This is a genomic window from Enterobacter sp. HK-058-C-ECC, assembly GCF_047531125.1.
GTDB lineage: Bacteria > Pseudomonadota > Gammaproteobacteria > Enterobacterales > Enterobacteriaceae > Enterobacter > Enterobacter quasiroggenkampii.
The window spans coordinates 1-24,731 of the sequence record NZ_JBLKCH010000004.1 but is presented as its reverse complement, the minus strand read 5'-3'; the positions used below and the strand labels follow the sequence as shown (position 1 = coordinate 24,731).

At 57.0% G+C, this 24,731-nt stretch carries 23 protein-coding genes; 11 read left to right on the top strand and 12 right to left on the bottom strand.

Annotated features, from left to right (window positions below):
• Positions 1–100: 100 nt before the first annotated feature.
• Both narQ and acrD read left to right on the top strand, forming a co-directional pair.
• On the top strand, positions 101–1,795 hold the full coding sequence (gene narQ / locus ACMWJS_RS10045) for a nitrate/nitrite two-component system sensor histidine kinase NarQ (RefSeq protein WP_414747011.1): 1,695 nt from the start codon (positions 101–103) through the stop codon (positions 1,793–1,795).
• A gap of 142 nt (positions 1,796–1,937) precedes the next feature.
• A complete protein-coding gene (acrD, locus tag ACMWJS_RS10040; protein ID WP_008501624.1) occupies positions 1,938–5,051 on the top strand; it encodes a multidrug efflux RND transporter permease AcrD in 3,114 nt (1,037 codons plus the stop codon).
• Between the two features lie 109 nt (positions 5,052–5,160).
• On the opposite strand, the gene ypfM is transcribed toward acrD, so the two are convergent.
• Positions 5,161–5,220: a protein YpfM gene (ypfM, locus tag ACMWJS_RS10035; RefSeq protein ID WP_015572204.1), complete on the bottom strand. Its 60-nt coding sequence runs from the start codon at positions 5,218–5,220 to the stop codon at positions 5,161–5,163.
• 387 nt (positions 5,221–5,607) lie between these two features.
• Between ypfM and ACMWJS_RS10030 the strand changes: the two genes are divergently transcribed.
• Genes ACMWJS_RS10030 through ACMWJS_RS10020 form a run of 3 tightly spaced genes read left to right on the top strand, consistent with a single transcriptional unit; the run spans position 5,608 to position 7,318 of the window.
• A complete protein-coding gene (locus tag ACMWJS_RS10030; RefSeq protein WP_023294259.1) occupies positions 5,608–5,958 on the top strand; it encodes an ArsC family reductase in 351 nt (116 codons plus the stop codon).
• Positions 5,959–5,968: 10 nt separating this feature from the next.
• Entirely contained in the window at positions 5,969–7,096 is a 1,128-nt protein-coding gene (gene dapE, locus ACMWJS_RS10025; protein ID WP_262781403.1) for a succinyl-diaminopimelate desuccinylase, read from the top strand.
• A gap of 24 nt (positions 7,097–7,120) precedes the next feature.
• Positions 7,121–7,318 (top strand): YpfN family protein, encoded by a 198-nt coding sequence (locus tag ACMWJS_RS10020; RefSeq protein WP_008501627.1) that lies wholly within the window; start codon positions 7,121–7,123, stop codon positions 7,316–7,318.
• Positions 7,319–7,356: 38 nt separating this feature from the next.
• On the opposite strand, the gene ypfH is transcribed toward ACMWJS_RS10020, so the two are convergent.
• The 6 genes from ypfH to dapA form a co-directional block, all read right to left on the bottom strand.
• On the bottom strand, positions 7,357–8,052 hold the full coding sequence (gene ypfH, locus ACMWJS_RS10015; RefSeq protein WP_045908585.1) for an esterase: 696 nt from the start codon (positions 8,050–8,052) through the stop codon (positions 7,357–7,359).
• 73 nt (positions 8,053–8,125) lie between these two features.
• Positions 8,126–10,072 carry a tRNA(Met) cytidine acetyltransferase TmcA gene (locus tag ACMWJS_RS10010; RefSeq protein WP_414747010.1) on the bottom strand — a complete coding sequence of 649 codons (1,947 nt, stop codon included), beginning with the start codon at positions 10,070–10,072 and terminating at the stop codon, positions 8,126–8,128.
• Positions 10,072–10,938 carry a neutral zinc metallopeptidase gene (locus tag ACMWJS_RS10005; RefSeq protein ID WP_126289279.1) on the bottom strand — a complete coding sequence of 289 codons (867 nt, stop codon included), beginning with the start codon at positions 10,936–10,938 and terminating at the stop codon, positions 10,072–10,074. The genes ACMWJS_RS10010 and ACMWJS_RS10005 overlap by 1 nt, the downstream gene beginning before the upstream one ends.
• Positions 10,939–11,058: 120 nt before the next feature.
• Positions 11,059–11,772 (bottom strand): phosphoribosylaminoimidazolesuccinocarboxamide synthase, encoded by a 714-nt coding sequence (purC, locus tag ACMWJS_RS10000; RefSeq protein WP_008501631.1) that lies wholly within the window; start codon positions 11,770–11,772, stop codon positions 11,059–11,061.
• Between the two features lie 109 nt (positions 11,773–11,881).
• Positions 11,882–12,916, bottom strand: coding sequence for an outer membrane protein assembly factor BamC (bamC, locus tag ACMWJS_RS09995; protein ID WP_048029613.1), 1,035 nt, complete (start codon positions 12,914–12,916; stop codon positions 11,882–11,884).
• Positions 12,917–12,932: 16 nt separating this feature from the next.
• A complete protein-coding gene (dapA, locus tag ACMWJS_RS09990) occupies positions 12,933–13,811 on the bottom strand; it encodes a 4-hydroxy-tetrahydrodipicolinate synthase (protein WP_008501633.1) in 879 nt (292 codons plus the stop codon).
• Positions 13,812–13,956: 145 nt separating this feature from the next.
• On the opposite strand from dapA, the gene ACMWJS_RS09985 reads away from it, so the two are divergent.
• Both ACMWJS_RS09985 and bcp read left to right on the top strand, forming a co-directional pair.
• Positions 13,957–14,526, top strand: a complete 570-nt coding sequence (locus ACMWJS_RS09985; RefSeq protein WP_023325845.1) for a glycine cleavage system transcriptional repressor — start codon at positions 13,957–13,959, stop codon at positions 14,524–14,526.
• Complete coding sequence (gene bcp / locus ACMWJS_RS09980) at positions 14,526–14,996, top strand: thioredoxin-dependent thiol peroxidase (RefSeq protein ID WP_008501635.1); 471 nt, start codon at positions 14,526–14,528, stop codon at positions 14,994–14,996. The genes ACMWJS_RS09985 and bcp overlap by 1 nt, the downstream gene beginning before the upstream one ends.
• Before the next feature lie 83 nt (positions 14,997–15,079).
• Here the strand turns inward: bcp and ACMWJS_RS09975 are convergent, their stop codons facing one another.
• The gene (locus tag ACMWJS_RS09975; protein WP_045908583.1) at positions 15,080–16,144 is read right to left on the bottom strand and encodes an AI-2E family transporter; all 1,065 of its coding nucleotides are present in this window, start codon (positions 16,142–16,144) and stop codon (positions 15,080–15,082) included.
• Positions 16,145–16,365: 221 nt separating this feature from the next.
• Between ACMWJS_RS09975 and bepA the strand changes: the two genes are divergently transcribed.
• Together bepA and arsC are read left to right on the top strand one after the other, a co-directional pair.
• Complete coding sequence (gene bepA / locus ACMWJS_RS09970) at positions 16,366–17,829, top strand: beta-barrel assembly-enhancing protease (protein ID WP_045908582.1); 1,464 nt, start codon at positions 16,366–16,368, stop codon at positions 17,827–17,829.
• 18 nt (positions 17,830–17,847) lie between these two features.
• Entirely contained in the window at positions 17,848–18,204 is a 357-nt protein-coding gene (gene arsC, locus ACMWJS_RS09965) for an arsenate reductase (glutaredoxin) (protein WP_032675303.1), read from the top strand.
• An 84-nt stretch (positions 18,205–18,288) separates the two neighbouring features.
• Here the strand turns inward: arsC and ACMWJS_RS09960 are convergent, their stop codons facing one another.
• From ACMWJS_RS09960 to ACMWJS_RS09945, 4 genes are all read right to left on the bottom strand, one after another.
• Positions 18,289–18,990 (bottom strand): DnaA inactivator Hda, encoded by a 702-nt coding sequence (locus ACMWJS_RS09960; RefSeq protein ID WP_213014348.1) that lies wholly within the window; start codon positions 18,988–18,990, stop codon positions 18,289–18,291.
• Positions 18,991–19,085: 95 nt separating this feature from the next.
• The gene (uraA, locus tag ACMWJS_RS09955) at positions 19,086–20,375 is read right to left on the bottom strand and encodes a uracil permease (RefSeq protein ID WP_032675304.1); all 1,290 of its coding nucleotides are present in this window, start codon (positions 20,373–20,375) and stop codon (positions 19,086–19,088) included.
• A gap of 86 nt (positions 20,376–20,461) precedes the next feature.
• On the bottom strand, positions 20,462–21,088 hold the full coding sequence (gene upp, locus ACMWJS_RS09950) for a uracil phosphoribosyltransferase (protein WP_008501641.1): 627 nt from the start codon (positions 21,086–21,088) through the stop codon (positions 20,462–20,464).
• Between the two features lie 215 nt (positions 21,089–21,303).
• Positions 21,304–22,734, bottom strand: coding sequence for a 6-phospho-beta-glucosidase (locus tag ACMWJS_RS09945; protein WP_234084905.1), 1,431 nt, complete (start codon positions 22,732–22,734; stop codon positions 21,304–21,306).
• Between the two features lie 266 nt (positions 22,735–23,000).
• Between ACMWJS_RS09945 and purM the strand changes: the two genes are divergently transcribed.
• Both purM and purN read left to right on the top strand, forming a co-directional pair.
• On the top strand, positions 23,001–24,038 hold the full coding sequence (gene purM, locus ACMWJS_RS09940) for a phosphoribosylformylglycinamidine cyclo-ligase (protein ID WP_025758936.1): 1,038 nt from the start codon (positions 23,001–23,003) through the stop codon (positions 24,036–24,038).
• Entirely contained in the window at positions 24,035–24,676 is a 642-nt protein-coding gene (purN, locus tag ACMWJS_RS09935; protein WP_021241814.1) for a phosphoribosylglycinamide formyltransferase, read from the top strand. The genes purM and purN overlap by 4 nt, the downstream gene beginning before the upstream one ends.
• Positions 24,677–24,731: the final 55 nt, after the last annotated feature.

The following is a 24,731-nucleotide window of genomic DNA, read 5'->3' as shown; positions in this document are numbered from 1 at the left end:
TTACGCATCACGGTGCGATCGGGCAATGTTCAAATGCCCTGAACGCCCAATTATTTCCAGTGAACCTGTGGCAGATCAATTTTATTCAGAGAGCCGTTCTGTGACCGTTAAACGACCCGTTTCCGGAAGCCTTGCCTGGGCTTTCTTTTCGATCATTGCCCTATCCGTGCTCAGCAGCACCGTCGCGCTGCTGACGCTGGCCAGCAGCCAGCGCGATGCCGAAGCCATTAATATCGCCGGTTCGCTGCGCATGCAGAGCTATCGTCTGGGCTACGAGATGCAGCGCAACAGCCATTCCCTTGCGGCACATCGCGAGAGCTGGCAACAGACGCTCGGCGCGCCTGCCCTGCAGAAGCTGAACCGCTGGTACGTCCCGGACAATGTGAAAGCACGCTATCAGCAGCTGCATGTGGCCTGGCTGGAGATGGATGCGCGCATCGCCCGCGGCGACAGCGCGTGGTATCAACGCAATATTGAAGATTTTGTCGGCCGCATTGATGCCTTTGTGCTCGCCCTCCAGCACTACACCGAACATAAAATTCAGACGGTCACCCTGCTCTCGCTGGCTGGCGCACTCGGGATCCTGCTGCTGACGCTGTTTACCCTGCGACGCATCCGTCGTCAGGTGGTGCTACCGCTGAATAACCTGGTGGCGGCCAGCGAACGCATTGAGCGCGGTGAGTTTGCCACTCCTGCGCCGGATAGCGCCCTGCCGAACGAGCTGGGCCAGCTTTCGCGCGCCTTTAACCACATGTCGGCCGAGCTCGATACGCTCTACCGTTCGCTCGAAGCCTCGGTTGCGGAAAAGACGCGGCACCTGCACGAAGCCCACCAGCAGCTCGACATGCTGTTCAAGTGCTCGCAGGCGCTCAATACCGGGCAGATAGACAGCCACTGTTTCCGGCATATCCTGCAGATTGTCCATGACTATACGCAGATGAATTATCTGGAACTGCGCACCAGCGACGACTGGCGGCTGTGTGAAGGGACGGAGGCTGAGGGTATCCCTCTGCAAAACCTGCCGGTACTGATGCAGGACACGCTCTACGGCGAGCTGCGCTGGCAAAGCAAGGCGGACAGTGTCCCCCTTCCGCTGATGAGAAGCGTGGCGACCATGCTCGGGCGCGGACTGTACTTTAACCAGGCGCAAAAGCATTACCAGCAGCTGCTGCTGATGGAAGAGCGCGCCACTATTGCCCGCGAGCTGCACGATTCGCTGGCGCAGGTGCTGTCGTATCTGCGCATTCAGCTTGCGTTGCTCAAACGCGCCGTGCCGGAAGAAAATACCCAAGCGCAGGCTATTATCACCGACTTCTCCCGTGAGCTGAACAACGCCTGGCAGCAGCTTCGCGAGCTGCTGACCACCTTCCGCCTGACGCTGAACCATGCGAATTTACCCGCGGCGCTGCAGGAGTCACTCGACGGGCTGCAGAGCCAGACGCAGGCGAAACTGCATCTCGACTGCCGCCTCTCCTCGCTGGCGCTGGACGCGCAAAAGCAGGTGCATTTGCTGCAGATCGTGCGTGAAGCCGTGCTGAACGCCATTAAGCACGCGCAGGCGAGCGAAATCACCGTCAGCTGCGTGACTGCAGCGGACGGTACACACAGCGTCAGCATTCGCGACAACGGCATCGGGATTGGCGAAGCCAGCGAGCCGCCGGGACATTACGGGCTGAACATCATGCGCGAACGCGCGCAGCGGCTTGGAGGAGTGCTGCACTTTTCACAGCCGCAAAACGGCGGCACGCTGGTCAGCGTGACGTTCCCGGCGCCTTTGCCGTTAACGGGTAAATAAGGGTAAAGAGGGAAGCGCAGGGAAAAGCGCATGATAATTTACACTATCTCCTTTATTTCTCCACGTTTGACCTGGGCCTTACCGCTAAAGTTATGCGGGCAATAAACAATAATGACGTGCAGCAAAACGAGGTCACACTTTCATGGCGAATTTTTTCATCGATCGCCCCATTTTTGCCTGGGTGCTTGCCATCCTGTTGTGTCTGACAGGCGTCCTGGCGATTACTTCACTTCCCGTTGAGCAATACCCCGACCTGGCACCGCCGAACGTGCGCGTCACCGCAAACTACCCCGGCGCGTCGGCACAGACGCTGGAAAATACCGTGACGCAGGTTATCGAGCAGAACATGACGGGTCTGGATAACCTGATGTACATGTCCTCGCAAAGCAGCGCCACGGGACAGGCGACGGTTACCCTGAGCTTTAAGGCGGGCACCGACCCGGACGAAGCGGTGCAGCAGGTCCAAAACCAGCTGCAGTCGGCCATGCGCAAGCTGCCCCAGGCGGTGCAGAACCAGGGCGTGACCGTGCGTAAAACCGGCGATACCAACATATTGACCATCGCCTTTGTCTCGACAGATGGCTCGATGGATAAACAGGACATCGCGGACTACGTCGCCAGTAATATTCAGGATCCCATCAGCCGGATCAACGGCGTCGGGGATATCGACGCCTATGGCTCACAATACTCCATGCGTATCTGGCTCGATCCCAACAAGCTGAACAGCTACCAGATGACGGCAACCGACGTGACGGATGCTATCAAAGCCCAGAACGCCCAGATTGCCGTAGGGCAACTGGGGGGAACGCCTTCCGTTGATAAGCAAGCCCTGAACGCCACCATTAATTCACAATCCCTGCTGCAGACGCCGGACCAGTTCCGCAATATCACCCTGCGCGTGAATCAGGACGGCTCGGAAGTGCGTCTCGGCGATGTCGCCACGGTGGAAATGGGGGCGGAGAAATACGACTACCTGAGCCGCTTTAACGGCAATCAGGCCTCCGGTCTGGGGATTAAGCTGGCCTCCGGCGCGAACGAAATGGCGACGGCGAAACTGGTATTAGACCGTCTGGATGAGCTGTCGCAGTATTTCCCGCACGGGCTGGAGTACAAAGTCGCCTATGAAACCACCTCCTTCGTAAAAGCCTCCATTGAGGACGTGGTGAAGACTCTGCTGGAAGCCATCGCGCTGGTGTTCCTGGTCATGTACCTGTTCCTGCAAAACTTCCGCGCGACGCTGATCCCCACCATTGCCGTCCCCGTGGTGCTGCTGGGGACCTTTGCGGTGCTCTACGCCTTCGGGTACAGCATTAATACCCTGACGATGTTTGCGATGGTGCTGGCAATCGGCCTTCTGGTGGATGATGCCATCGTGGTGGTTGAAAACGTCGAGCGCATCATGAGCGAAGAAGGGCTCTCTCCCCGCCAGGCGACGCGAAAGTCCATGGGGCAAATTCAGGGGGCGCTGGTCGGGATTGCGATGGTGCTGTCGGCCGTCTTTATCCCGATGGCCTTCTTTGGCGGCACCACCGGGGCGATTTACCGCCAGTTCTCGATCACCATCGTCTCGGCGATGGTGCTCTCCGTGCTGGTCGCGCTGATCCTCACCCCCGCGCTGTGCGCCACCATTCTGAAACCGCTGCACAAAGGGGAGCATCACGGGCAGAAAGGGTTCTTCGGCTGGTTTAACCGCATGTTCAACCGCAACGCCGCGCGGTATGAATCTGCCGTCGGTCGCGTACTGCACCGCAGCCTGCGCTGGATGATGATTTACGTTGTGCTGCTGGGCGGCATGGTCTGGCTGTTCCTGCACCTGCCCACCTCGTTCCTGCCGATGGAAGACCGGGGGATGTTCACCACCTCGGTGCAGCTTCCGAGCGGCGCAACGCAGCAGCAGACGCTGAAAGTGGTCCAGAAAGTGGAACAGTACTTCTTCACCAAAGAGAAAGATAACGTTGTCTCGGTCTTCTCCACCGTCGGCTCCGGCCCGGGCGGAAACGGACAGAACGTCGCCCGCATGTTTGTCCGCCTGAAGGACTGGGACGAGCGCGATACCCGGACGGGCACCTCGTTTGCCATTATTGAACGTGCGACAAAAGCCTTTGCGCACATCAAAGAGGCGCGCGTCTTTGCCAGCAGTCCGCCGGCGATAAGCGGGCTGGGCAGTTCCGCCGGGTTCGATATGGAGCTGCAGGATCACGCCGGTGCGGGCCATACGGCGCTGATGGCGGCACGCGATAAACTGTTAGCGCTGGCAGGCAACGATCCCGGCCTGACCCGCGTTCGCCATAACGGCCTCGACGACAGCCCCCAGCTTCAGGTGGATATCGACCAGCGTAAGGCGCAGGCGCTGGGCGTCTCGATCAACGATATCAACGACACCCTGCAAACGGCGTGGGGGTCGAGCTATGTGAATGACTTTATGGATCGCGGCCGCGTGAAAAAAGTGTATGTCCAGTCCGCCGCGCCGTTCCGCATGCTGCCGGATGATATTAACCGCTGGTTTGTCAGAAATAATGCTGGCGGCATGGTGCCGTTCTCCGCCTTTGCCAGTTCGCACTGGGAGAGCGGATCGCCACGCCTGGAACGCTATAACGGCTATTCTGCGGTTGAAATCGTCGGGGAAGCCGCGCCGGGCGTCAGCACCGGTACCGCCATGGACACCATGGAAAAACTGGTGCAACAGCTGCCCGCCGGTTTTGGTCTCGAGTGGACGGCCATGTCTTACCAGGAGCGTCTCTCAGGGGCGCAGGCCCCCGCCCTTTACGCGCTCTCGCTGCTGGTGGTCTTCCTCTGCCTTGCCGCCCTGTATGAGAGCTGGTCGGTCCCGTTCTCGGTCATGCTGGTCGTGCCCCTTGGGGTTATCGGTGCGCTACTCGCGACCTGGATGCGCGGCCTGGAGAACGATGTTTACTTCCAGGTGGGCCTGCTCACCGTCATTGGGCTATCGGCGAAAAACGCCATTCTGATCGTTGAGTTTGCCAACGAGATGAATGCCAAAGGCCACGAACTGATGGCCGCCACGCTGCACGCCTGCCGTCAGCGCCTGCGTCCGATCCTGATGACGTCGCTGGCGTTTATTTTTGGTGTGCTGCCGATGGCGACCAGCACCGGTGCAGGTTCCAGCAGCCAGCATGCCGTCGGCACGGGGGTGATGGGCGGCATGATTTCGGCCACCATCCTGGCCATTTACTTCGTTCCGCTGTTCTTTGTGCTGGTGCGTCGCCGCTTCCCGCTAAAGGAACGTCCTGAGTAAGTGGTTGAAATAAAAAAAGGCGGCTTTATCGGCCGCCTTTTTACTGTGTGATTAATTCACACTATGGTTATTTTACTTATTTTAGTGCTCTTGCAATTCTTACTGAATGTCATTTACGAAGCATGCCTTCGATAAAATCTTTCCAGTTCCCCAGTTCACGTTCAATCATAACAACCTCTCTTATTATTATGCGCATTCTACAAAAACGTACCATCATTGTGAAGACTATTTAACCAATTGCTGTGATTGTACCCCACGTCCTGCGGGGATTTATGATAAATATGAACGGAGAGCCCTCAATTTTTTGTGACGGCCAGCAATATTTTGAAATAACCCTACGAACGGGTGAGTTTTATTTTATTGGCTGAGTTTATTGGGTTTTTAAAGTTTATGGACATCTATGCTTAAATGATGAAAGAATATTCAGCGTACAGTTGTGAGTCGAATTAAGCAGGCGCATTAATCCAGACAATTCCTGAATGTGTTATATTCCACTTAAGGATATATCTTCGAATTTACTGAACATTTAATTATCAGAACATCAAAAGGATTCACCATGGTTGTGATGTACGGCATTAAAAATTGCGACACCATCAAAAAAGCCCGCCGCTGGCTGGACGCTAACAGCGTGGAGTACCGCTTCCACGATTACCGTGCCGATGGGCTCGATGCAGAATTTCTGCATAGCGCTATTCGCGAACTGGGCTGGGAAGCCCTGCTGAACACCCGCGGTACCACCTGGCGTAAACTGGACGACTCTCTGCGCGCCAGCATCAAAGATGCCGACAGCGCGGCAAAACTGATGCTCGAGATGCCGGCAATTATCAAACGCCCATTGCTCTGCGCGCCAGGGCAGCCTATGCTGCTGGGTTTCAGTGAAACCCTTTATTCCGACTTTTTTCGTTGAGGTGTAGTTTATGTCATGCCCGGTCATTGAGCTGACTCAGCAGCTTATTCGCCGTCCTTCCCTTAGCCCGGACGACGCAGGTTGTCAGGCTCTTATGATTGAACGCCTGCGCGCCATCGGTTTTACCGTTGAACGCATGGATTTTGGCGATACCCAGAACTTCTGGGCGTGGCGCGGACAGGGCGAAACGCTGGCCTTCGCCGGGCATACTGACGTCGTTCCCGCCGGTGACGCGGATCGCTGGATTAACCCGCCGTTTGAGCCGACCATTCGGGATGGCATGCTGTTTGGTCGCGGCGCGGCAGACATGAAAGGTTCTCTGGCGGCGATGGTCGTGGCGGCAGAGCGCTTTGTGGCGCAGCATCCGAACCACAAAAACCGCCTCGCGTTTTTGATCACCTCCGACGAAGAAGCCAGCGCGCACAACGGTACCGTGAAGGTTGTTGAAGCGCTGATGGCACGCAACGAGCGTCTCGACTACTGCCTGGTTGGTGAGCCGTCCAGCACCGAAGTGGTGGGTGACGTCGTCAAAAATGGACGCCGTGGCTCGCTGACCTGTAACCTGACCATTCACGGTGTACAGGGCCACGTCGCTTATCCGCATCTCGCCGATAACCCGGTCCACCGCGCCGCGCCAATGCTGAGCGAGCTGGTGGCGATTGAGTGGGATAAGGGTAACGAGTTCTTCCCGCCGACCAGCATGCAGATAGCAAACGTCAAGGCCGGGACCGGCAGCAATAACGTGATCCCGGGGGATTACTTCGTCCAGTTCAACTTCCGCTTCAGCACGGAACTGACCGATGAGATGATCAAGGCGCGCGTTATCACCCTGCTGGAAAAATATCAACTGCGCTACACCGTGGAGTGGTGGCTTTCCGGCCAGCCGTTCCTGACGCAGCGTGGCAAACTGGTGGATGCGGTGGTGAACGCCATCGAGCACTATAATGAAATTAAGCCACAGCTGCTGACAACGGGTGGCACCTCAGACGGACGCTTTATCGCCCGTATGGGTGCTCAGGTTGTCGAACTGGGGCCAGTGAACGCAACCATTCATAAAATAAATGAGTGTGTCAATGCGGCAGATTTACAACTGCTGGCCCGTATGTATCAACGTATTATGGAGCAAATCGTCGCCTGACGAACGCTCTGAGAGGAATAGCGAATGGATTGGCTTTCAAAGTACTGGTGGGTTCTGGTGTTGGTTTTTCTGGTCGGCGTACTGCTTAACGTGATTAAAGACCTTAAGCGCGTGGACCATAAAAAATTTCTCGCCAACAAACCGGATCTTCCCCCGCACCGTGATTTCAACGACAAGTGGGACGATGACGACGACTGGCCGAAGAAAGACCAGAAGAAGTAACCGGTCTGTATCCCCTCTCCTGTGGAGAGGGGATAACCTCACATAAACTCAACAATATCATCATTATCCGGCTTACCGCCGCTGAGCGCTTCATCAAAGTAGTGCTTCGGTACGGTATAGCGTAAACGATCGAGCGCAAACTGCATGCTGCGGTCGTCAATGGCGTGGCCCAGATCGTCAACGATATCCAGCGTCACATCCCCACCTTCCCGAATCAGCGCTTCCTGGGCAGCAACCGCATGCGAGAGTTCAATCACCCGGTCTTCACCGCCGTGGATTAAGTGGATCGTGGTCTGCGTGGTTGCGCTTGTCGGTAACGTCGCAAAACGGCCGTTAAACGCGATCACCCGTGACACCAGACCTGGCTGCGCCTTTACGCTTTCCAGCGACATGATTGACCCCTGCGAGAAGCCAATCAGCGCGGTCGCATCGGCTCCTACGCCGCTCTGCTGCTGCCAGTAGCGGACGACCTCGATAAAGGTCGGCATGATGGCATCAATGCGCGCCTGACGGTTCTCTTCCGTCACGCCCTGAACCGAGAACCACTGGCGCCCGTTCGGGCCGCATGGCTCTACGCCCCCGATGCTGACAATCAGCGCGTCGGGGAAAACGGGCGCAAACCAGCTGCCAATCTGACCCATATTGACGGCATTATCGCCAACCCCATGAAACAGAAGCAGTAACTGTTTAGCCGGTTTGTCAGGGCTTTGAACAACAAAATGGTCATGTTTCATGGTGGTCTCCTTAATAGATGACCTGGATTCTACGCCTCCCGGCGGGAATGACCATGCCACTTTACTGAAGAAGTCATTGAAAAAATTGCCATTGCAAAATGGCGTCCTTCAACTGCTGGCAGCGGGGATAATCAAGGCTTTCAAGCGCTTGCGCGGTTTCACTGCGCAGCTTGGCCAGCAACGCTTTTCGCCCGACCTCATCCGTTTTCCCTGCCATTTTCCCCCGCAGGGCCGGAAGCGGCATATCAACGGTGAGCAACAACCGCGTCAGCGCGGCAACCGAGGTTGAAAACGCGCGATGGGCAAAAGCAAACCCGGCCAGCTCCCGCCAGTCATCACTATTAAGGGTAGCTTCCCAGCCGTCGTCCACCGGGATCTTTTCACCGTTCCAGGCCGACAGGACGCGCATATCCCGGCACAAACGCTGATGTTCCTGCGCGCACAGCCGATGCCCTGCCTCGCTCAGCGGCAGCAGCGCCATCGCCGTGTAGCAGCCGCTGCTGGCTTCCCGATGGCTCCCCATCCGCACCAGCACAAACCCGCACCGCTGCCAGAAACGCCACAGTTCGTCGGTGTAGCCAAAACTCACCGACAGATAATCTTCCCCGCGGGCGCTACGGATAAGCCGTTGCCCGATGCCTTCCCGCTGGCGCAGGGGGTGAACCGCAATGCGGCTAACCCGTCGCCCTTTCAGCGTTGCCGCGAGCGGAGAGCCGCCGTGCGCCGCCAGCGACTGCGCCACGAGATTCCCGCGCGGACGCCGGTATCCCGCCCACACGGCGCGGCTAAGCTCGGGGGACAACCCGCCCTCTTCCACCAGCCAGAGCGCGCCTGCAATCTCTGCCTCCATCCCGGCAACAGCAAAGTGCTGGCCGGGCGCGTCCATCATCCGGCGTAAATCGAGCGGTGACGTGCGGTAGTGTGCCGCACACAGCAGTTCATAAACGCTTGCCACGCGTGCCGGGTCGCTCTCCCACATCCGCGGCGCCAGCGGCGTTATACGCACGTCGCCTTCCGGTTTGCGGTCGATAAGCGCATCATCAAATAACAGAGCATTCGCCACGAACCGCTCAAGCGGACATCCGGTAGCCCAGCGAATGGGGATCGATAAGGCATAATGCCGCAATCCGCTAAAACGGGCGCAAAACTTCAGCAGGAACCCCCTGCCCGTCCCTTCATAGCCCTGCACCGTGGTGGTTAACACTACGCGCGGAAAGCGCGTGACCAGCTTTTCCAGCAGCGGGCCCGGGATGGCAGCAGCTTCATCGACAATCAGCCAGTCGGCCTGCAACGTGGAGGCCAGCAGCGCATCCGGGGCCATAAAGTGGAAATGCTCGCCCGCAAAGCGCGCAATGACATCCGTTGCCCCTTTAGCCGGTGCCGTGACCACCGCACGCCCCTGAATGTTACTGAGCAGCATCCCCGCCAGCGCTGACTTTCCGCGCCCGCGCGGTGCCGTTACCGCGGCAATGCCCGCAGGCATGGTCAGAAGCACGTCGAGGATCTCCGCCTGCTCGCGCTGCGGTGCGCCGCTGGCAGGCTGCCAGGCGGGTAAATCCGGCGCAACGGGAACGGACAAGGGACGATGCTGCTGCCAGACAATCGCATCCGAATCGGCGGCAAGCGTCCGGCAGAAGTGGTGCACAAAGTGTGGAGTGGCGATCGGCTCCGCGCTGTCGCTCCAGCGCAAAGAATCGCTGTCTGGCCTGTCGGCCCAGTCAGCAAGCGGAGGAACCAGCAGTACAAGGAGGCTTCCGGCGCGCAGCGTTCCGCTGAGCGCGGCGAACGCTGAGACGTCAAACCCGGCGCGCGCGTCAAAGACAGCATGCCGATATTCGCGTCCCAGCAATCCGCTGAGGGCTTTAGAGGGATTATCATCCAGCCACAGCCAGTCTCCCGGCAGGGTATTACGCAGGTCAGTCGCCTGACTCAACGTCCACTGCGCCTCGCCGCTGAGCACCACCAGCCGACGATGGCCGGTGCGCTCAAGCTCACGTATCAGCTGATCAAACGCCAGCATTACATCGCTTTGCCGAAGGTATTACACTGCGCCGGGTCGCCGCTGTCGAAACCGCGTTTAAACCAGCTGTAGCGCTGCTGTGAGGTACCGTGGGTGAAGCTGTCCGGCACGACGCGCCCCTGGCTCTGCTGCTGAAGACGGTCGTCACCGATCGCCTGAGCGGCATTCAGCGCCTCCTCAAGATCGCCGGATTCCAGCACGCCCTGCTGCTGCATGCTGTGGCCCCAGACGCCCGCGAAGCAGTCCGCCTGCAGCTCCATTTTGACGGACAGGCGGTTCACTTCCGCCTGAGACGCATTTTGCTGCAGCTGGCGTACCTTAGGTTCAATCCCCAGCAGCTTTTGCACGTGATGGCCGACTTCATGCGCGATCACATAGCCCTGGGCAAAATCGCCGTCAGCGCCAAGCTTGCGTTTCATGTCATCGTAAAAGGAGAGATCGATATAGACGGTGCCGTCCGCCGGGCAGTAGAACGGCCCCATCACGGACTGTCCGGTACCGCATCCGGTGCGGGTTGCGCCCCGGTACATCACCAGCTTCGGCTGCTGGTAGGTACGCCCCATCTTCTCAAACAGCTGACCCCACGTATCTTCCGTTGTGGCGAGGATCACGGAGGTAAATTTGGCCGCTTCATCTTCATTCGGGCTGATGGAGCGCTGAGAATGCTGCTGTTGCAGCGGCTGACCGGTCATTAACCCGGTGAGATCGACGCCGTAATACCCCGCGACCAGCACCACTATCAGCAGGATAATACCGCCCTTGCCGCTGGGTAAGCGGAAGCCGGGTCCCCCCATGGAAGGACCGCCGCCGCCATCACTGCGTCTGTCTTCTACATTGTCACTTTCACGACGCCCTTGCCAGCGCATAACCACCTCGAACTATTCCATTTATAATAGCTATGATCGTAGGCGGTTAACGACAAGATTACCATAGGAAACAAAGGTAAGACGCCAAAGGATGCGAACATCCTTTGGCAAGTGAGGAAGTTAGTCGAGCTTAACGCCTAAACGGTGAGCAACCGCTTCGTAGGCTTCAATCAGACCACCCAGGCTCTGACGGAAACGGTCTTTGTCCATTTTATCCAGGGTTTCTTTGTCCCACAGGCGGCTGCCGTCCGGAGAGAACTCATCGCCCAGCACCACTTCGCCTTTGAACAGACCAAACTCCAGCTTGAAGTCGACGAGGATCAGGCCCGCGTCATCAAACAATTTTTTCAGCACGTCGTTGGCTTTGTAGGTCAGCTCTTTCATGCGCGCCAGGTTCTCTTTGTTCACCCAGCCGAAGGTTTCGCAGTAGGAATCATTGACCATCGGGTCGTGCATGGCGTCGTTTTTCAGGAACAGATCGAACAGCGGTGGATTCAGTTCGATACCTTCTTCAATGCCCAGACGCTTCACCAGGGAGCCCGCCGCACGGTTACGAATAACGCACTCAACCGGAACCATATCCAGTTTTTTCACCAGACATTCCGTATCGGACAGCAACGCTTCCATCTGAGTCGGGATACCCGCTTCGGCCAGTTTGGTCATAATGAAGTGGTTGAACTTGTTGTTCACCATCCCTTTACGATCGAACTGCTCAATGCGTGCGCCATCCCCTGCTGACGTATCATTGCGGAACTCGAGCACCAACAGATCCGGGTTTTCCGTGCTGTATACGGTCTTCGCTTTGCCACGATACAACTCAGCTTGCTTCTGCATCTTCATTACTCCTGGTGTGATGATTTGTGTTCAAAACTGGGGATATTATGCCACGCACACGTTTGCGTAGCACGAAAATAAAAAGGGCTGGATTCACCAGCCCTCGTATTTATTTGCTGAATGCTGCCTGGAAGACAGCGACCAGCGCATCGTTCTGCGACTGGGTCAGCGTGTGACCTTTTGGATCGATAAACTGCAGGCTACTGCGGTTATCAAGGTCACCGACCTGAATTTTGTAGTCACCGGAGGCAAGCTGAGGATCTTTTGCACCCAGTTCCTGCCATGCGCTGTCGGAGAGCGGCTTATAGGTTGCCGTCATGCTGCCGGTTGAGCGGGTGCTGTCAGTGACTTTCATGCCCACTTTTTCCAGCGTCGCAGGCAGACGCTGCCAGGTCTGGTTAAACGGTGCGCGCACCACCAGCATTGGCAGGCCGGTATCATCCGCGCCGCTCTGGACATCGAAGGTTACACCGTTGCGGCTCTGCGCGGCGTTGGCGGCATCGGTCGCAGTTTTATCCAGACCTGCGGCAATCACGTTCAGCATTTCGGTGCTGTAACGTTGCAGGGACGAGGCATCCGCAACCGGTTTACCCGCCTGCTCCAGGTTCAACAGCTTAACGTTGACCGCCTGCTGGTAACCCTGTGGTTTTACGGAGACTTGATAGCGACCGCGGTACTGCTGATCTTCATCCAGACGGTTCCATTCGATCCAGTCGGTGGTTAACGTCTGGCTGGCGTCATCGCGTTTATCGATGGTGTAGTTCTTCGACTGAATAACGCTGACAACCTGTGGCCACAGCGTGCTACCGCGCGCGCTCTCAACCATCAGAGACGCGGTATCACCGGTGAACTGGGTACGCGCCCCGTTAACCAGCGCCAGAGGCTGTGCTGGTGGACGAATATCAAGCGCTTTACCGACCAGGCCGCTGCCGTTGGTCACGGGAATATTATAATCGCCGTTCTGAATCGGCAGGATCATACCAGCCGGTGCGTGAAGTTCAGCAAGCGGGGTCGCATCCAGATAGGATTCATCACCGCTCACCTGGCGCTTGTAGCGCGAGTCTGAACTACAGGCAGCGAGCAGCATAACAAGCGAAACACTCGCAACCTTCGCCAGGCGCGACTTCTGTACTGAATAAGCCATCAAATCTCCCTAAACTCTACAGCAAACCGGCATGCTTCAGCGCTGCCCTGACGATATCACGACCGTGGTCGGTAATCGGTGTCATTGGCAGACGCAGCGTGTCGGTTGCTACAAGCCCCAACTCCTTACATGCCCATTTCACTGGGATCGGATTGGGTTCGACAAATAATTTATTGTGCAGCGGCATCAGACGCTGATTGATGACACGCGCTTCATCAAAGTGACCGGCCGCGGCCAGTTTGCACATTTCAGCCATGTCGCGCGCCGCAACGTTTGCCGTTACGGAGATCACGCCATGACCACCGAGCTGCATAAAGTCCAGCGCGGTCGCATCATCACCGCTCAACAGGATAAAGTCGTCTGAAACCAGCTCTTTGATCTGATGAACGCGGCTTAAGTTCCCTGTCGCCTCTTTAATACCGATAATATTTTTTACTTCCGAGAGACGGCCAACGGTTTCCGGCAGCATATCGCAACCAGTACGGGACGGCACATTATACAGAATTTGTGGCAAGTCAGTATGTTCAGCGATGGCTTTGAAGTGCTGGAACAAACCTTCCTGAGTGGGACGGTTGTAGTAAGGGGTCACCGTCAGACAGCCGACAATGCCGCTGTCGTTAAAACGTTTAGTCAGGCTGATCGCTTCTGCGGTGGCATTCGCGCCTGTGCCCGCGATGACCGGAATACGTCCGTCAGCCAGTTCCAGGGTCAGCATAACCACATCGCCGTGCTCGTCGTGGCTCAGCGTTGCAGATTCACCGGTAGTCCCTACCGAAACGATCGCCGAGGTTCCATTGGCGACATGGTAATCAATCAGCTTCTTCATGCTAGACCGGCAGACGTTACCTTTTTCATCCATCGGTGTTACAAGCGCGACAATACTTCCCGTGAACATGAGCCATCCTCTGTGCGAACAAGAGTCTCAATGGTACGTTTGGAACTGTAATAAAAGCAAGCGACCTGAGGCCCTCAGGCGGTTGTATGCATGTTTTTTTTATGCTTTCCTTAGGAAGACTTAACCATGCAAAGGAAGAACAGGTTTGACAACCTCATCACAACATTACCTGGTTATCACTGCGCTGGGTGCCGACAGGCCGGGTATCGTGAACACCATCACCCGCCACGTAAGCAGCTGCGGCTGTAATATCGAAGACAGCCGTCTGGCCATGCTCGGTGAAGAGTTCACATTCATTATGTTGCTTTCCGGGACATGGAACGCCATCACGTTGATTGAATCGACCCTGCCGCTGAAAGGCGCCGAGCTGGACTTGCTGATCGTCATGAAGCGCACCACCGCGCGACCGCGTCCGGCTATGCCTTCTACCGTCTGGGTGCAGGTTGAAGTGCCTGATTCTCCGCATCTGATTGAACGCTTCACCGCGCTGTTTGACAGCCATCAGATGAACATCGCCGAGCTCGTTTCCCGCACACAGCCGGGGGACGCAAGCACGGTTCCCACGCTCTTTATTCAAATTACCGCGCACAGTCCTGCATCACAGGATGCGTCAAATATCGAGCAAGCGTTCAAAGCCCTCTGTACAGAATTAAACGCGCAGGGCAGTATAAGCGTCGTCAATTATTCGCAGCACGAACAGGATGGAGTTGAGTAATGAATCCACTGAAAGCCGGTGACATCGCACCGAAATTTAGCTTACCGGATCAAGACGGCGAGCAAGTAAATTTGACCGACTTCCAGGGACAGCGTGTTCTGGTCTATTTCTACCCGAAAGCCATGACCCCCGGCTGCACCGTACAGGCCTGCGGCTTACGCGACAACATGGATGAGTTGAAGAAAGTCGGCGTGGAAGTGCTGGGTATCAGCACCGATAAACCAGAAAAGCTGTCACGATTTGCTGAAAAAGAGCTGCTGAACTTCACGCTGCTTTCTGATGAAGATCATCAGGTTTGCGAGCAGTTCGGCGTCTGGGGCGAGAAGACGTTTATGGGTAAAACCTACGACGGCATTCACCGCATCAGCTTCCTGATTGACGCTGACGGTAAAGTTGAACACGTGTTTGACGACTTCAAAACCAGCAACCACCACGACGTGGTGTTGAACTGGCTTAAAGAAAGTGCCTGAAAGTGAGTGTCGGGTGGCGGCTTCGCCTTACCCGACCTACAAGGATAAGTCGGCCGGGTAAGCGCAGCGCCACCCGGCAAAACTTACTGCTCTTCTACCGCCGGCACATCCGGCCACGCGTGGACGACTGCTTTAATCAGCGTTGCCAGCGGAATGGCGAAGAACACGCCCCAGAATCCCCACAGCCCGCCGAAAATCACCACCGATAAGATAATCACCAGCGGATGCAGGTTTACCGCTTCGGAGAACAGCACCGGTACCAGCAGGTTGCCGTCCAGCCCCTGAATAATCAGGTACACCGCGAAACAGCTCCAGAACTCGGTCCCCAGCCCAAACTGGAACAACGCCACGCCAACCACCGGAATGGTCACCACAAACGCGCCGATATACGGGATCAGGACCGATAACCCCACCAGCACCGCCAGCAGCAGCGAGTAGTTCAGGCCGAAAATCAGGAAGCCAATCCAGGTGGCGACCCCAACGACAATCATCTCCAGCACCTTGCCGCGAATGTAGTTGGTGATCTGCTGGTTCATCTCTTCCCAGACCTGCCCCGCCAGCCCACGGTTGCGCGGCAGAATACGGCGCACGGCGTTGAGCATCTGGTCTTTATCTTTCACCAGGAAGAAGACCATCAGCGGCACCAGCACAAGGTAGACCGCCAGCGTCAGCAGTCCGACCAGGGACGCCAGCGAGTACTTCACCACCGAATCGCCCATCGTCATGATGCGGGCGCGCATGTTTTCGGCCATCGCGTCGATAATCCCGGCATCCATCAGCGCAGGATAACGGCGTGGTAGCGTGGCGGCGAAATCAGACAGTTTGTTCAACATGCCGGGCATATCGCGGATCAGGTTGATTCCCTGTTGCCAGGCAACCGGCATCACCACAAAGGCCATCAGCAGCAGGATGCCGACAAACAGCACCAGCACGATGCTGGTCGCCCAGCGGCGGGAACAGCCGATATGTTCCAGGCGCGCCGTGGGCCACTCCAGCAGGTACGCCAGCACAATCGCCACCAGCAGAGGGGCGAGCAGACCGCTGAAGAAGAACAGGATACCGAACCCGGCAACCAGAATAACCAACAAAGCAATGGCTTCCGGGTCGCTGAAGCGACGCCGGTACCACTGCATTAACATTTCGAGCATACAACCCTTCCCTGAATCGAATGGCGGGAGTGAGACGGTGAATTGTATCTAACTGTCACAAAAAAGACTTTCGCTTTTTGTATCCCGATCGCAATCCGCAAAAGCCTGATGAATGGGATTTTCTTCATGCTACAACACGGCTACACTCGCAGGGCAGCAGAGATGAACGATATGCCGGTTCATCGGTCAAATTAGCACATCCAACATACAGGACAGTGGTTATGTTCAGGCAATTGAGAAAAACACTGGTTGCAACACTGATTGCCGCGGTGACGGTCGGTCAGGTGTTGCCCGCTTTTGCTGACTCGTCCGATACATTGCCGGACATGGGCACCACAGCAGGAAGCACGCTCTCTATTGGGCAAGAGATGCAAATGGGGGATTACTATGTTCGCCAGCTGCGCGGCAGCGCCCCGCTGATTAACGACCCTTTGCTGGTACAGTACATAAACGGGTTGGGAATGCGTCTGGTGGCGCACGCCGATTCGGTCAGAACCCCCTTCCATTTCTATTTAATCAATAACGACGAAATCAACGCCTTCGCCTTCTTTGGCGGTAACGTGGTGCTGCATTCGGCGTTATTCCGTTACTCAGACAACGAAAGCCAGCTGGCCTCGGTGATGGCGCACGAAATTTCGCACGTCACGCAGCGTCACCTGGCGCGTGCGATGGAAGACCAGAAACGTAACGCTCCCCTTACCTGGGTGGGCGCACTGGGATCGATTCTGCTGGCGATGGCCAGCCCGCAGGCCGGGATGGCAGCGCTGACCGGTACGCTGGCAGGAACGCGCCAGGGGATGATCAGCTTTACCCAACAAAACGAGCAGGAAGCGGACCGCATCGGCATTCAGGTGTTACAGCGTTCAGGCTTTGATCCGCAGGCCATGCCGAGCTTCCTCGAAAAACTGCTCGATCAGGCGCGTTATTCTTCCCGTCCACCGGAAATTTTGCTCACTCACCCGCTGCCTGAGAGCCGTCTGTCGGACGCGCGTAACCGTGCCAACCAGATGCGCCCGGTCGTGGTCCAGTCTTCGCAGGATTTCTACATGGCGAAAGTGAGAACGCTGGGGATGTACAATTCCGGGCGTAACCAGCTCACCAGCGACCTGCTGGATACCCTGGCGAAAGGCAACGTGCGCGAGAAGAACGCCGCGCAGTATGGTCAGGCGCTCCAGGCGATGGAAGCCAGTAAATACGACGAGGCACGTAAGGCGCTGCAGCCGCTTCTGGCTGCCGACCCAAACAACCCGTGGTACCTCGATCTGTCGACGGATATCGATCTGGGGCAGAAGAAGCCTGCCGATGCGATTAACCGCTTGAAAGGGGCAAAAGACGTCCGTACCAACCCGGTGCTGCAGCTTAACCTGGCGAACGCTTACTTGCAGGGCGGCCAGCCGGGTGAAGCAGCGACCATCCTGAACCGCTACACCTTTAATAATAAAGACGATCAAAACGGCTGGGATCTGCTCGCTCAGGCGGAAGCCCAGCTCGGCAACCGCGATCAGGAGCTGGCGGCACGCGCAGAAGGCTTTGCCCTGGTGGGGCGCCTCGATCAGGCCATTTCCGCGCTCAGCAGCGCCAGCTCGCAGGTCAAACTCGGCAGCCTCCAGCAGGCCCGATACGACGCGCGTATCGATCAGCTTCGCGGCCTGCAGCAGCGCTTTAAGCCGTACGAGAAGATGTAATCAAGGAGAATTCACGTCATGACAGACGCCGTAAAAATTTACCACAACCCGCGCTGCTCCAAGAGCCGCGATACCCTGAGCCTGCTGAAGTCTAACGGCGTGGAGCCGGAGGTGGTGCTGTACCTCGACACCCCACCGGACGCACAGACCCTCCGCCAGCTGCTGCATATGCTGGGCATGGGCAGTGCGCGGGATCTGATGCGCAAGAAAGAAGATCTGTATACGTCGCTTAACCTGGATGACAGCCGTCTCTCCGAGGCCCAGCTGATACAGGCGATGGTTGAAAATCCAAAGCTGATTGAGCGCCCGATTGTCGTGGCGAACGGCCAGGCGCGCATTGGACGCCCGCCGGAAGACGTGCTCGAGATCCTCTGATAGTTTCGCCCGGTGGCGCTGCGCTTAGCGGGCCTACGGGTGCCATATGTAGGCCGGGTAAGGCGCAGCCGCCACCCGGCACAACTATAGCTTCAGAATATCTTTCACAAACGGAATGGTCAGCTTGCGCTGGGCGGTAATGGAGGCGCGATCGAGCTGATCCAGCGTGTCAAACAGCGTACGCATTTCGCGATCCAGCCGCTTCAGCAGGAAACGGCCCACGTCTTCCGGCAGCTCAAAGCCGCGCTGCTTTGCGCGCAGCTGTAGCGCCTGAAGCTTATCTTCGTCCGACAGCGGCTGAAGCTTATAGATTTGGCCCCAGTCCAGGCGAGACGCCAGATCCGGCAGTCCCAGATTCAGCTGGCGAGGCGGACGATCGCCAGTGATCAGCAGCCGGGTTTTGCCCGATTCCAGAATGCGGTTGTAGAGGTTAAAGATCGCCATTTCCCACGGCTCATCCCCCGCCACGCATTCGATGTTATCGATGCAGACCAGGGAGAGATGTTCCATCCCCTCCAGCACGTCAGGGACAAACCAGGTTCGTTTATCCAGCGGCACATAGCCTACCGCATCACCGCGCGCAGAGAGCTCCGCGCAGGCGGCATGCAGCAGGTGGCTGCGCCCCGCGCCTTCGCGTGACCAGATATAGATGTATCCGCTGTGTTCCTGACGCAGCACGTTTTGCAGTGCAGCCAGTAAAGAGGGGTTATCACCCGGCCAGAAACTCGCAAACGTTTCGTCGTCAGGGAGATAGAGTGGCAGAGAGAGCTGTGCCGGTCCGTTCAGAAGTACCTCAACCAGATCTGACATAAAATCGGCATGGAGTTTAACACGGAACCTGCAAGGAGAGAACCGGGCGGATCGTCCGCCCGGTTATAGGATCAGTGTGACGCTTTTTCGTTTTCGTCAGCGTCCAGCACCACCTCTTCCGGACGGATCACGGAGATCAGCTTGAAAATCAGGCTCAGGCCCACGCCGACGATGGTTGCCAGCGCCATGCCTTTCAGCTCGGCCGCGCCGATGTGCACCTTCGCGCCGCTCACGCCGATAATCAGGATCACCGATGTCAGGATCAGGTTCTGCGCTTTGCTGTAATCCACTTTAGATTCAATCAGCACGCGAATACCGGAGGCACCAATTACTCCGTACAGCAGCAGAGACACGCCGCCCATCACCGGAACCGGGATGATCTGAATCGCTGCCGCCAGCTTGCCGACGCAGGAGAGCAGAATGGCGATGATCGCCGCGCCGCCGATAACCCAGGTGCTGTAAACGCGGGTAATCGCCATCACGCCGATGTTTTCACCGTAGGTGGTGTTTGGCGTAGACCCAAAGAAACCGGAGATGATGGTGGAGAAACCGTTCGCAAACATGGAGCGGTGCAGGCCCGGATCGCGGATTAAATCGCGCTTAACGATGTTCGCCGTTACCACCAGGTGGCCGACGTGCTCCGCAATCACCACCAGCGCCGCAGGCAGAATGGTGAAGATCGCAAACCATTCGAAACGCGGCGTGTAGAAGGTTGGCAGCGCGAACCAGTGCGCCTCGGCAATCGGGGTAGTATCCACCACGCCCATCACGAAGGAGAGCGCGTAGCCCGCCAGCACGCCGATCAGGATCGGGATAATCGCCATGAAACCGCGGAACAGCACGGAGCCAAACACCGTTACGCCCAGCGTTACCAGCGAGATGATAATGGTTTTGGAATCCGGTGACTGGCCGTCAGCAGGCAGCAGACCGGCCATATTCGCCGCCACGCCCGCCAGTTCGAGACCGATGACGGCCACTATGGCGCCCATCGCCGCTGGTGGGAACATCACGTCCAGCCAGCCGGTCCCGGCTTTCTTCACGATGAAGGAGACCAGGCAGAACAGCACGCCACACATGATAAAGCCGCCCAGCGCGACCTCATAACCCAGCGGCAGCAACAATAACACCGGAGAGATAAAGGCAAAGCTTGACCCGAGATACGCCGGGATTTTGCCTTTACAGATGAAGAGGTACAGCAGCGTACCGATGCCGTTGAACAGCAGCACGGTAGCCGGGTTAATGTGGAACAGGATTGGCACCAGCACGGTTGCGCCAAACATGGCGAACAGGTGCTGCAAACTAAGCGGGATAGTCTGTAAAAGCGGCGGTCTTTCACTCACCCCGATAGCACGGCGCGTCATAGTGTTTTCCTCTGAGTAGTATCGTTGTTGGTGTTTTATTCAAAAAAAAGCCGACTATCAAAGTCGGCTTATTTATCGTTATTCGATTATTTCGTACCAAAGATCTTATCGCCGGCATCGCCGAGCCCCGGGATGATGTACCCGTGCTCGTTCAGGCCCTGGTCGATAGAGGCGGTATACAGCTCAACGTCCGGGTGCGCTTTTTCCAGCGCCGCGATCCCTTCCGGTGCCGCAACCAGCACCAGCACTTTAATGCTGCTGCAGCCCGCTTTTTTCAGCAGGTCGATAGTGGCAATCATTGAACCGCCGGTTGCCAGCATCGGGTCAACCACCAGCGCCATACGCTCGTCGATGTTGGACACCAGCTTCTGGAAGTAAGGAACTGGCTCGAGGGTTTCTTCGTTACGGTAGATCCCCACCACGCTGATGCGCGCGCTTGGCACGTGCTCCAGCACGCCTTCCATCATGCCGAGACCGGCACGCAGGATAGGCACGACGGTAATTTTCTTACCTTTGATCTGCTCAACCTGTACCGGACCGTTCCAGCCTTCGATGGTGACTTTTTCCGTTTCCAGATCAGAGGTCGCTTCGTAGGTCAGCAGGCTGCCGACTTCAGAGGCCAGTTCGCGAAAACGCTTCGTGCTGATGTCATGCTCACGCATCAGGCCCAACTTGTGTTTAACGAGTGGGTGTTTCACTTCCACAATCTTCATTCTTTTTCTCCTCTGAATGGCATCCGCAAAAAAATCGCGGGATTATACCGCTTTTTTCGGATTAGGCCATACCCATGTTGCTTGATGTACATCAATCAAAAACAAAAAAGCCAGAGGCTGGGCTCCGGCTTGGGTGCGGGGTTCTGCCGGGTGGCGCTAACGCTTACCCGGCCTACACATCCCGTAGGCCCGGTAAGCGCAGCGCCACCGGGCAATTATAGCTGCTCCCCGTTGCTCGCGATCACCTGCTTATACCAGTCGAACGACTTCTTCTTGCTGCGGTTCAACGTGCCGTTTCCTTCATTGTCTTTGTCGACAAAGATAAAGCCGTAGCGTTTTTTCATTTCACCGGTACCGGCAGACACCAGGTCGATACAGCCCCACGGGGTATAGCCCATCAGGTCTACGCCATCTTCCACCACCGCTTTTTTCATCTCGCGGATGTGGGCGGCCAGGTAGTCAATGCGGTACTGGTCGTTCACCGTGCCGTCGCTCTCCTGCACGTCGATTGCGCCAAAGCCGTTTTCAACGATAAACAGCGGCAGCTGGTAGTGATCCCAGAACCAGTTGAGGGAGTAGCGCAGCCCCACCGGGTCAATCTGCCAGCCCCAGTCGGATTTCTGCACATACGGGTTGGAGACCAGGCTCTTGCTTTCGTCATAGTCCAGCTGCGGGTTGTCCGCCGTCGCCTTGGTGGCGAAGGACATATAATAGCTAAACCCGATGTAATCCACGCAGCCCTGCGTCAGCGCGGCTTTATCTTCTTCGGTGATATCCAGCGTGAAGCCGCGACGTTCGAAGTAGTTGAGCAGATGCTGCGGGTACTTGCCGCGCACGTGCACGTCGGTGAACCAGTAGCGGCGGTGCATGGCGTTCATCGCCATCATCATGTCGTCCGGCGCGCAGGTTAGCGGGTAGATTGGGCACATGGCAATCATGCAGCCGATCTGCAGGGACGGGTTAATCTCGCGCCCCGCCTTCACCGCCAGCGCGCTGGCCACCAGCTCATAGTGCGCGGCCTGGAACATCACCGGCTCACGGTCTTCGCCCGGCGCGTACTTCAGCCCGGAGTTGGTGAACGGCGCAAAGTCTTCATGGAAGTTGGCCTGGTTGTTGATCTCGTTAAAGGTCATCCAGTACTTCACTTTATGCTGATAGCGCTGGAAAACCACTTTTGCAAAACGAACGAAGAAGTCGATCAGCTTACGGTTGCGCCAGCCGCCGTATTCGGTGACCAGGTGGAAAGGCATCTCGAAGTGAGAGAGGGTAATAACCGGTTCGATACCGTACTTCAGGCACTCGTCGAACAGGTCGTCATAGAATTTCAGGCCAGCCTCGTTCGGCTCACGCTCGTCCCCTTTCGGGAAAATGCGCGTCCAGGCGATAGAGGTGCGGAAGCATTTGAACCCCATCTCGGCAAAGAGTTTGATGTCTTCTTTATAGCGGTGGTAGAAATCGATGGCATCATGGTTAGGGTAATTTTTCCCCGGTAGCACGCCGTTGGTGATTTCACGCGGCACGCCGTGCGCGCCCGCAGTCATGACGTCGGCTACGCTTACGCCTTTACCCCCTTCTTGCCAGCCGCCTTCCAGCTGGTGCGCCGCAACCGCACCGCCCCACAGAAAATCTGCTTTAAATCCTGACATTCGCTTTCCCTCATTCTGCGTTATTTTCTGCAAAAACAATTACAGAAACCGGTTTCAGTTGAATGATGTGCAAAGCCGTTTCGGGTTGCAAGGAGAATACCGAAACCGGTTTCATTTTCGTGAACAGACGCAAGTTTGGGCGCACTGGCAGGCTGCGCGTAAAAAAAGATCCTCTCGCCGAGAATAGGCTCGCAAACGTTTGCCTGGACTGTTAGAATTGCGCCGATTTTTCTTACTAGCTATGCAATCGCGTGGGGATTTAAGCCGTGACCAACAAAACTTCTCTCAGCTACAAAGATGCCGGTGTTGATATTGACGCAGGTAATGCGCTGGTTGACCGAATCAAAGGTGTGGTGAAAAAAACCCGCCGCCCGGAAGTGATGGGTGGTCTGGGTGGATTCGGCGCACTGTGCGCGCTGCCGCAAAAATATCGTGAACCTGTTCTGGTCTCGGGAACTGACGGTGTAGGCACCAAACTGCGCCTGGCGATGGATTTAAAACGTCACGACACGATCGGTATCGATCTGGTCGCGATGTGCGTGAATGACCTGGTGGTTCAGGGCGCAGAGCCGCTGTTCTTCCTCGATTACTACGCGACCGGCAAACTGGACGTGGATACCGCGGCAAGCGTCATTAATGGTATCGCCGAAGGGTGCCTGCAGTCTGGCTGTGCGCTGGTCGGCGGTGAAACCGCGGAAATGCCGGGCATGTATCACGGCGAAGATTATGACGTCGCGGGCTTCTGCGTCGGCGTAGTAGAAAAATCAGAAATTATTGACGGCAGCAAAGTGGCGGATGGCGATGTGCTGATCGCGCTGGCCTCCAGCGGCCCGCACTCCAACGGCTACTCGCTGGTGCGTAAAATCCTCGAGGTGAGCGGTTGCGACCCACAGACGACCGAGCTTGAAGGGAAACCGCTGGCTGACCATCTGCTGGCCCCAACCCGCATCTACGTGAAGAACGTGCTGGAACTGATCGAGAACGTTGACGTGCACGCTATTGCCCACCTGACCGGTGGTGGCTTCTGGGAAAACATCCCGCGCGTGCTGCCGGACAACACCCAGGCGGTGATCGACGAGTCCTCATGGCAGTGGCCAGCGGTCTTTAACTGGCTGCAGACCGCAGGCAACGTGAGCTCTCACGAAATGTACCGCACCTTTAACTGCGGCGTGGGCATGGTTATCGCCCTGCCGGCAAGCGAAGCGGATAAAGCGGTCAAACTGCTGACCGAGAAAGGTGAAAACGCGTGGAAAATCGGTACGATTAAAGCCTCCGATTCCGAACAGCGTGTGGTCATTGAATGAAAAACATCGTGGTGCTCATTTCCGGCAACGGAAGTAATTTGCAGGCCATCATAGACGCCTGCAAGCAGAAGAAAATCAACGGCACCATTCGGGCAGTATTCAGCAATAAGGCCGACGCGTTCGGCCTTGAGCGCGCGCGGGAAGCGAACATACCCGCGCACGCGCTGGAAGCCAGCCAGTTCGCCGGGCGTGAAGCCTTTGACCGCGAGCTGGTTCAGGAGATTGATGCCTACGCGCCGGACGTCGTGGTGCTGGCGGGCTATATGCGCATTCTGAGCCCGGCCTTTGTCGCGCACTACGCCGGACGTTTGCTGAATATTCACCCTTCTCTTCTGCCGAAATATCCCGGCCTGCACACCCATCGTCAGGTTCTGGAAAACGGCGATGAGGAGCACGGCACCTCCGTGCATTTCGTGACCGACGAGCTGGACGGCGGTCCGGTGATCCTGCAGGCCAAAGTCCCGGTCTTTGACGGCGACAGCGAAGAAGACGTGACCGAACGCGTGCAGACCCAGGAGCATGCCATTTACCCGCTGGTGGTAAGCTGGTTTGTTGACGGGCGTCTCGAAATGCGCGACGGCGCAGCCTGGCTGGATGGCGTGAAGTTACCCCCGCAGGGTCATGCTGCCGAAGAGTAGTCTCTTTGAATTGCCCGGCGGCGCTTCGCTTGCACGGGCCTACGGGCTCGTAGGT

Coding starts and splice junctions, on each gene's coding strand:
- uraA (WP_032675304.1), bottom strand. CDS start 20,375: ATGACGCGCCGTGCTATCGGGGTGAGTGAAAGACCGCCGCTTTTACAG.
- dapE (WP_262781403.1), top strand. CDS start 5,969: ATGTCATGCCCGGTCATTGAGCTGACTCAGCAGCTTATTCGCCGTCCT.
- upp (WP_008501641.1), bottom strand. CDS start 21,088: ATGAAGATTGTGGAAGTGAAACACCCACTCGTTAAACACAAGTTGGGC.
- ACMWJS_RS10005 (WP_126289279.1), bottom strand. CDS start 10,938: ATGCGCTGGCAAGGGCGTCGTGAAAGTGACAATGTAGAAGACAGACGC.
- ACMWJS_RS09945 (WP_234084905.1), bottom strand. CDS start 22,734: ATGTCAGGATTTAAAGCAGATTTTCTGTGGGGCGGTGCGGTTGCGGCG.
- bamC (WP_048029613.1), bottom strand. CDS start 12,916: ATGGCTTATTCAGTACAGAAGTCGCGCCTGGCGAAGGTTGCGAGTGTT.
- ACMWJS_RS10020 (WP_008501627.1), top strand. CDS start 7,121: ATGGATTGGCTTTCAAAGTACTGGTGGGTTCTGGTGTTGGTTTTTCTG.
- ACMWJS_RS10010 (WP_414747010.1), bottom strand. CDS start 10,072: ATGCTGGCGTTTGATCAGCTGATACGTGAGCTTGAGCGCACCGGCCAT.
- ypfH (WP_045908585.1), bottom strand. CDS start 8,052: ATGAAACATGACCATTTTGTTGTTCAAAGCCCTGACAAACCGGCTAAA.
- acrD (WP_008501624.1), top strand. CDS start 1,938: ATGGCGAATTTTTTCATCGATCGCCCCATTTTTGCCTGGGTGCTTGCC.
- ACMWJS_RS09975 (WP_045908583.1), bottom strand. CDS start 16,144: ATGCTCGAAATGTTAATGCAGTGGTACCGGCGTCGCTTCAGCGACCCG.
- ACMWJS_RS10030 (WP_023294259.1), top strand. CDS start 5,608: ATGGTTGTGATGTACGGCATTAAAAATTGCGACACCATCAAAAAAGCC.
- purN (WP_021241814.1), top strand. CDS start 24,035: ATGAAAAACATCGTGGTGCTCATTTCCGGCAACGGAAGTAATTTGCAG.
- purC (WP_008501631.1), bottom strand. CDS start 11,772: ATGCAGAAGCAAGCTGAGTTGTATCGTGGCAAAGCGAAGACCGTATAC.
- bcp (WP_008501635.1), top strand. CDS start 14,526: ATGAATCCACTGAAAGCCGGTGACATCGCACCGAAATTTAGCTTACCG.
- bepA (WP_045908582.1), top strand. CDS start 16,366: ATGTTCAGGCAATTGAGAAAAACACTGGTTGCAACACTGATTGCCGCG.
- dapA (WP_008501633.1), bottom strand. CDS start 13,811: ATGTTCACGGGAAGTATTGTCGCGCTTGTAACACCGATGGATGAAAAA.
- arsC (WP_032675303.1), top strand. CDS start 17,848: ATGACAGACGCCGTAAAAATTTACCACAACCCGCGCTGCTCCAAGAGC.